A 7235-nucleotide genomic window follows, 5' to 3' on the forward strand; every position below is an offset into this window, starting at 1 on the left:
GGGGACGCCGACTCGGCGAGGAGGGCGGTGAGGAGGGCGGGGGTCAGTGCGTTGCCCCGGCTGAGGCCGCTGCCGTCCGCGAACTCGACGCCTTCCAGGGGCACTTCGAGCTTCTTCAGTGACTTCTTGATGGCCGCCGCGCCGCCTTCGAAGCTCGGCTGTTCCCCCGTCGCGAGCGCGACCTGGCGGGCGAGGGCCTCGGCGATGTCGTTGTCGCTGTTGGTGAGCATGCGTTCGACCATGGTGGCGAGGGGCGGGGAGGAGACCGCCGCGAGTTCCTTCGCGTTCTTCGGGGCCGTGGTGGAGCCCTCGATCCTCACCTTGACGCCCCGGTCCTCCAGGAGGTCGGCGAACTCGGCGGTCGCGTCCCCCACCGGGTCCGGATCGCGGTCCGCCTGGCCGCTGGAGGAGTCGTCGAGGCGGGCCTCGTCGACCATCAGCGGGACGACCAGGGCGAGGTTGCCGTTCGGGCCGATGGTGTGCTGCTCGGGGCCCTCGTAGAGGGAGACGTCGTGGGTGAGGGTGATCTCGTTCAGGTGACGCTTGGCGAGGGCGGCGGCGGTCCGGTCGGCGAGGGTGCGCAGGCTCGCGTAGCCGTCCGTGTCCTTGTGGCCGGAGAGGGTGGGGTCACCGCCGCCGACGAGGACGACCTCGGCGGAGTCGGGGTCCAGGACCGTGCGGGTCTCGATGCGGTGGTCGGGGCCGACCGCCGAGAGGGCCGCCGCGGCCGTGGCGATCTTGGTGGTGGAGGCGGGGGTCAGGGCGTCGTCCGCGTTCTGGGCGTACAGCTGCTCGCCGGTCTCTACGTCGACGACGGAGGCCGCGCGGCGGGGGCCCAGGACGGAGGAGTTCAGGATCGGGTCCAGGAGGGCCCCCAGGGCGGCGGAGTCGGGCGCGGAGCCCGCGCCGGAGGCACCGCCGAGGCCGGCCAGGACGGAGGGGGCGCTCGGCGCGGGCTTGGGCGCCCCCGCCGCACTACCGGACGACGTACCGGAACTACGTCCGTGATCTGCGCCACCCTGGCTGCCGCGCGATGCCGCCCAGTCGCGCTCGGCCGTACGCTGACCGGAGGAGTCCCAGGGTCCGGCGGCGGCCACCGCCCCGGCCGAGAACACCAGCCCCAGGGTGGCCGCGCCGGCGGTGAACTGGAGGGTCGTGAGCTTCTTCGTGCTCCCCGCGAGCTGCGAAGAGCGTGCCGTGACGGCGCTCGTGACGCGTACGACGCCGGGTTTCACCGCCTGTGCGACGCGCGCGGCACCGGGCTTCACGGCGCGCGTGACGCGTACGAGCCCCGGTTTCACGCCCTGCACCACCCGCACCACACGGGGTCTCGCGGCCCGCCAGACCTTCGGCTCCCGCACGACCACCAGCCCCTTTCGCGATCACACACCTGCGTGAGGGACACTTAACCACCAGAACTATGTGTTGATCATGGAGGAGTCACCGGTGGAGTTCGACGTCACGATCGAGATTCCGAAGGGTTCGCGGAACAAGTACGAGGTGGACCACGAGACCGGTCGGATCCGCCTGGACCGTCGCCTCTTCACCTCGACCGCCTACCCGACCGACTACGGCTTCGTCGAGAACACCCTCGGCGAGGACGGCGACCCGTTGGACGCGCTGGTCATCCTGGACGAGCCGACGTTCCCGGGCTGTCTCATCAAGTGCCGTGCGATCGGCATGTTCCGGATGACGGACGAGGCCGGCGGCGACGACAAGCTGCTCTGCGTCCCGGCGACGGACCCGCGCCAGGAGCACCTGCGTGACATCCACCACGTGTCGGAGTTCGACCGCCTGGAGATCCAGCACTTCTTCGAGGTCTACAAGGACCTGGAGCCCGGCAAGTCCGTCGAGGGCGCCGACTGGGTCGGCCGCGCCGATGCCGAGGCCGAGGTCGAGAAGTCGTACAAGCGCTTCAAGGAGCAGGGCGGTCACTGACCCCGCCTGAGGTCTCCGGCTGTCTTGCCGATCGATTCCGCGAACGGGCCGCGTGTCCCCAGGAGGGGCGCGTGGCCCGTTCGCGTATCCGTGTGTGTCGATGCGCATACTGAGGCGTGTCCGAGGTGTCGTACAGGGAGCGCGGCGGAGTGGGAGTGACGAAGCCCGGGGACGGCGGGCCGCTGGAGGACCGCAAGCCGGTGTCGGACGAGGCGGGCAGTGCCTTCGCTCCGGTGGGATTCGCTCTGGGGATCGACGGTGACGCGTCGGTGACCTCGGAGTTCGCGATCCCGGCGGGGCTGGACGTACCGGCCGCGGGGGCGGAGGGCGAGGCGCAGACGACCTCCGAGTTCGCCCTGCCGGAGGGGCTGGCTCCGCCGGAGGGGGTCCCTGACGAGCACGAGGGGTCGGCGTTCAGTGTGCCGCGGACCTACAGCGCACGGCACGCGCCGGTCGCGTTCACGCCGGCCGGCGGGATCCCGGCCGTCAGTCTGACCAAGGACGTGCCCTGGCAGGACCGGATGCGCACGATGCTGCGGATGCCGGTGGCCGAGCGGCCCGCGCCGGAGCCGCCGGCGCGCGCGGAGGGCGACACGGGGCCCGCCGTACCCCGTGTGCTCGACCTCACCCTGAGGATCGGTGAGCTGCTGCTGGCGGGCGGCGAGGGCGCGGAGGACGTGGAGGCGGCGATGTTCGCCGTGTGCCGGTCCTACGGCCTCGACCGCTGCGAGCCGACGGTGACCTTCACCCAGCTGTCGGTCACCCACCAGCCGTCGCTGGTGGACGACCCGGTCACAGCGTCCCGGATCGTGCGGCGCCGGGCCACCGACTACACCCGGCTCGCGGCGGTCTTCCGGCTGGTGGACGACCTCAGCGACCCGGAGAGCGCGATCTCGCTGGAGGAGGCCTACCGGCGGCTCGCGGAGATACGGCGCAACCGGCACCCGTACCCCGGCTGGACGCTGACCCTGGCGAGCGGGCTGCTGGCGGGGGCCGCGTCCGTGCTGGTCGGCGGTGGCGTGGTCGTGTTCGTGGCGGCGGCGCTCGGCGCGATGCTCGGCGACCGGCTGGCGTGGCTGTGCTCGGGGCGGGGGCTGCCGGAGTTCTACCAGTTCCTGGTGGCCGCGATGCCCCCGGCGGCGATCGGGGTGGCGCTGACCGTGGCGCACGTGGACGTGGAGGCGTCCGCCGTCGTCACCGGTGGGCTGTTCGCGCTGCTGCCCGGGCGGGCACTGGTGGCGGGTGTGCAGGACGGGCTGACCGGCTTCTACATCACCGCCTCCGCGCGGCTCCTGGAGGTCATGTACCTCTTCGTGGGCATCGTGGTGGGGGTGCTGCTCGTCCTGTACTTCGGGGTGAAGCTGGGCGCCGAGCTGCATCCGGACGCGGCGCTCGGCAGCGCGGACCGGCCGTTGTTGCAGCTCGGGGCGTCGATGCTGCTGTCCTTGACGTTCGCGCTGCTGCTCCAGCAGGAACGATCCACCGTGCTGGCGGTGACCCTCAACGGCGGTGTGGCGTGGGCGGTGTACGGGGCCATGCACGACGCGGGCGGGATCTCGCCGGTGGCCTCCACCGCCGTGGCGGCAGGGCTGGTGGGGCTGTTCGGTCAGCTGCTGTCGCGGTACCGGTTCGCCTCCGCGCTGCCCTATACGACCGCGGCGATCGGGCCGCTGCTGCCGGGATCGGCGACGTACTTCGGGTTGTTGGGGTTCGCGCAGAACGACGTGGACGCGGGGCTGGTCTCGCTGACGAAGGCGGCGGCGCTGGCGATGGCCATCGCGATCGGGGTGAACCTCGGGTCCGAGATGTTCCGGCTGTTCCTGCCGGGGGCCGCGCGGGCGGGCCGTAAGGCCGCGAAGCGGACGCGAGGCTTCTAGCGCCGGGTGCCTCATGGCTCGGGGGCCGCTGAGTGTTGGCGGCTGCGGGTCGGTTGTGCTGATCGCGCCCACGCGGCGGAGCCGCGAATAGACCCAGCCCCGCGCCCCTTGAAAGCGGGGCGCGGGACCCTGGTCGTTCAGTACCGCGGGTAGTCCTGGCCCTGGTAGCCCTGCTGGTTCTGGTTCTGGGGGTACTGGCCACCTTGCGGGTACTGGCCGCCCTGGGGGTACTGGCCGCCCTGCGGGGACTGCGGGGCGTAGGGCTGCTGTTGGGGCTGCTGGTGGCCGTAGTTCTCCTGGTAGCCCTGCTGCTGCGGGTAGCCCTGGTTGTCGTAAGTCTGGTTGCCGTAGCCCTGGTTGCCGTAGCCCTGGTTCTGGTCGTACGGCTGCTGCTGGGGCTGGTCGGTCGGCGGGATGCGGCGGAGCTGGGTCGTCGCGTCGTCCATGGCCGGGGCGGCGGCGGACTGCTGCTGCGGGGGCTGCTGGGGCTGGTTCTTCTTCGCCTTCCTCGCCTTGAGGAGCTCGAAGACGATCGGGAGCACCGAGATGAGGACGATGAGGATGAGCATCGCCTCGATGTTCTTGTGCACGAACTCGATCTGCCCGAGCCAGGATCCGAGGAGGGTGACACCCGCGCCCCAGAGGATGGCGCCGACGATGTTGAAGACGAGGAACGTGCGGTACCGCATGCCGCTGACGCCCGCGATGATCGGCGTGAACGTGCGCACGATGGGCACGAAGCGGGCCAGGATCAGGGACTTCGGGCCGTGCTTCTCGAAGAACTCGTGGGCCTTGGTGACGTTCTCCTGCTTGAAGAAGCGGGAGTCGGGGCGGCTGAAGAGCGAGGGGCCGACCTTCTTGCCGAACATGTACCCCACCTGGTCGCCCAGGATCGCCGCGACGCAGATCAGCACGATCGCCAGCCACAGCGGGAAGTCCAGCGTGCCCGAGGTGATCAGCATGCCGGCCGTGAACAGCAGCGAGTCACCGGGCAGGAAGAACCCGAAGAACAGGCCGGACTCGGCGAACACGATCAGGAGCAGGCCCCAGATGCCGAACGAGTTGAGCAGGTAGTCCGGATCCAGCCAGCTCGGTCCGAGGGCGATCGTCTGCACGGTTCCGGGCTCCTGGGGGTGAGGAAAAGTGAACCGCCTGTGGGTGGGGGCCCACGACGGCGGGTCGCACAGGGGGTGGGACCCATAGGGGTGACCAAAGCTATCAACGCTCGGTCACCCCACGAGGTTCCACCGGTTCCTCCAGAGTGCCCTGTGGCCGCACTGAGACCAAGCTGTGTGGTCAGCGGGGTGGGCGGAGGAGCGATCAGGGGCGCGTCCGGGCCGCGTTCGCGTTGATCGCGTCCCGCAGGTGTTCGGCGAGTCCGGGGCGCATGGCGTCGTAGAAGGCCTTGAAGCGCTCGTCGGAGACGTACATCTCACCGAGGCCCTGGTGCATCTCGTACGGGCAGTCGTAGAACCAGATGCCGATGTGCTGCCGGTGCTCCTCGGCCATGTTCATGGCCGCCTCGCCGGTCGGATCCTCGCCCGCGGCCATCAGGGCGTCGTAGCGCGCGCCCCAGTCGGCCACCTCGGCCTGCATGCGCTTCCAGTCCTCCTTGGTGTACGTGGCGGCGCGGCGCTGCGACTCCGCGTACGCCTCCGTGCCGCCCCAGCGCTCTTCCGCCTCCTGCGCGTACCGCTCGGGGTCCTTGTCGCCGAAGACCTCGAACCGTTCCTCGGGGGTGAGGTTGATACCCATCCTGCGTGCCTCCATGGCGTGCTCCACGGCCGCGGCCATCTTCTGCAGTCTCTCGATCCGGGCGGTCAGCAGGTCGTGCTGGCGGCGCAGGTGCGCCCGTGGGTCCGCCTGCGGATCGTCGAGCAGGATCGCGACCTCGTCGAGGGGGAAGCCGAGCTCCCGGTAGAACAGGATCTGCTGGAGCCGGTCGAGGTCGCCGTCGCCGTAGCGGCGGTGACCCGCGTGGGTACGCTCGCTCGGTACGAGGAGGCCGATCTCGTCGTAGTGGTGCAGCGTGCGCACCGTGATGCCGGCGTAGCCCGCGACCTGTCCCACGGTGTGGCTCATGCTTCCGCTCCCTTGTCGGTCGTGTTCCAGGCTGGGTCCTCACGTGACGTGAGGTGCAAGTCCTCTGTGCCGCCCGACCGTGCCGCCCGACCGCCGGGGCCGGGTGGAGGCCGGGCCATGGGCGCCGGGCCGTAGCGGACTGTGCACTTCCGCAAGGCTCGGGGCTGGTGAAACGCACTGGCGGCACGTCACACGCGTCCCACTGTGCACAACGCGAAGCCCGGGCGCGCGGACCGTGCACTTGTGCAATGGCCGGCGTCCCGGCGGTCTTCCTAGGCTGAGCGCACGTCGTCCGGGGCCCTCCTTCCCAGGTGGTACCGGACGACGCCGACCACCGCCCGCGCGGTGTCCGCGGACGAGAACGCCCGGCCCGTCACGGGGGTGCGGGCCAGGCGTTCCGTCGACGGGACGGCCACCGTCGCCTCTTCCGACCCCGTAGCTGCCGGCGGAGGGACTGTCTTGGACCAGACCGACTCGAGGGACACCGCGTTCGTCGATCTCAGTGCCGCGCTGGAGGGTGTGGACCGCGACCGGCTGACGATCGTGCCCCTCTTCGCGGGCGACGACGCCGGCTTCACCGCCCACCTCGTGGTGTGGCCGCCGAACGCGCCGAGCCAGGCCTGTGTGCACGAGGACTTCGCCGAGGCCGCCCACATCGTCGCGGGCAGCATCATCGACGAGGACGGGACGGAGCACCGGGCGGGCCGGCTGTGGATGCGCCCGCCCCACCATGTGCACCACCCGCGTGCCGGCACCGAGGGCGCCCAACTCGTCCTGTGGCGGGCGCCCGTACCGGCGTGCGGGCTCGGGGCCCGCCGGCTGTCCGCCGGGGGCGAGGGGCCGGCATCCGGTGCGAGGCGCCGGGCCGGAGGACCCACGGGGCAACCCGCGCACGTGTTGGGGCACGTGCGCGGGTTTCGGTCCTCGGCGGGACCGTGCCGGGGGGACCGGCGGCTCAGGAGCCTCGGGGCGGCTGGGTGAGGGCCGGGCGGCCCAGCAGGACGTGCAGGGCGAGGGCGATGTCGGCCACGGTCACCACGTCGGTGTCGGTGATGCCGACCATTTTCGTGGAGAAGTCCATGCCGAGCAGGCCGGCCGCGTCCCGGGTGTGATTGCGGACGGTGGCCTCGGAGAGGCCGAGGGCGCGGGCGGTCTCCCTGGTGCTGAGGTTCTTCTCCAGCCAGACGCAGAGGGTCTCCACCAGATCGCGCTGGTCCGCTCGTACGGGGCGCAGGCGCTCCTCCGCCCAGGCGGTGGGGCCACCGTCCTCGGCCGCGGCCGCCATCAGCGCGGCGAAGTCGGGCGGCTGGGGGGAGGCGAGCGTGTCGGTCTTCGGGG

At 71.4% G+C, this 7235-nt stretch carries 7 protein-coding genes; 3 read left to right on the forward strand and 4 right to left on the reverse strand.

Going from position 1 to position 7235, the window contains the following annotated elements:
* Positions 1-1361, reverse strand: a 1361-nt coding sequence (locus tag P1P70_RS36810) for a D-alanyl-D-alanine carboxypeptidase (protein ID WP_319245527.1), incomplete at its 3' end; no start/stop codon positions are given.
* A gap of 85 nt (positions 1362-1446) precedes the next feature.
* Between P1P70_RS36810 and P1P70_RS36815 the strand changes: the two genes are divergently transcribed.
* Both P1P70_RS36815 and P1P70_RS36820 read left to right on the forward strand, forming a co-directional pair.
* Complete coding sequence (locus P1P70_RS36815; RefSeq protein ID WP_045562613.1) at positions 1447-1938, forward strand: inorganic diphosphatase; 492 nt, start codon at positions 1447-1449, stop codon at positions 1936-1938.
* Positions 1939-2087: 149 nt separating this feature from the next.
* Positions 2088-3815: a threonine/serine ThrE exporter family protein gene (locus P1P70_RS36820; RefSeq protein ID WP_413471633.1), complete on the forward strand. Its 1728-nt coding sequence runs from the start codon at positions 2088-2090 to the stop codon at positions 3813-3815.
* A 137-nt stretch (positions 3816-3952) separates the two neighbouring features.
* Here the strand turns inward: P1P70_RS36820 and P1P70_RS36825 are convergent, their stop codons facing one another.
* Both P1P70_RS36825 and P1P70_RS36830 read right to left on the reverse strand, forming a co-directional pair.
* Positions 3953-4930 (reverse strand): DedA family protein, encoded by a 978-nt coding sequence (locus P1P70_RS36825; protein ID WP_319245530.1) that lies wholly within the window; start codon positions 4928-4930, stop codon positions 3953-3955.
* A 205-nt stretch (positions 4931-5135) separates the two neighbouring features.
* Positions 5136-5897: a MerR family transcriptional regulator gene (locus tag P1P70_RS36830; RefSeq protein WP_319245532.1), complete on the reverse strand. Its 762-nt coding sequence runs from the start codon at positions 5895-5897 to the stop codon at positions 5136-5138.
* 459 nt (positions 5898-6356) lie between these two features.
* On the opposite strand from P1P70_RS36830, the gene P1P70_RS36835 reads away from it, so the two are divergent.
* Complete coding sequence (locus P1P70_RS36835; protein ID WP_319245533.1) at positions 6357-6878, forward strand: hypothetical protein; 522 nt, start codon at positions 6357-6359, stop codon at positions 6876-6878.
* On the opposite strand, the gene P1P70_RS36840 is transcribed toward P1P70_RS36835, so the two are convergent.
* Positions 6853-7235 (reverse strand): helix-turn-helix domain-containing protein (locus P1P70_RS36840; protein ID WP_319245535.1); only part of this gene is annotated, 383 nt, incomplete at its 5' end. The genes P1P70_RS36835 and P1P70_RS36840 overlap by 26 nt on opposite strands.

The organism is Streptomyces sp. MB09-02B (assembly GCF_033794485.1).
In the GTDB taxonomy this organism is placed as follows: Bacteria; Actinomycetota; Actinomycetes; order Streptomycetales; family Streptomycetaceae; genus Streptomyces.

Coding starts and splice junctions, on each gene's coding strand:
- P1P70_RS36830 (WP_319245532.1), bottom strand. CDS start 5,897: ATGAGCCACACCGTGGGACAGGTCGCGGGCTACGCCGGCATCACGGTG.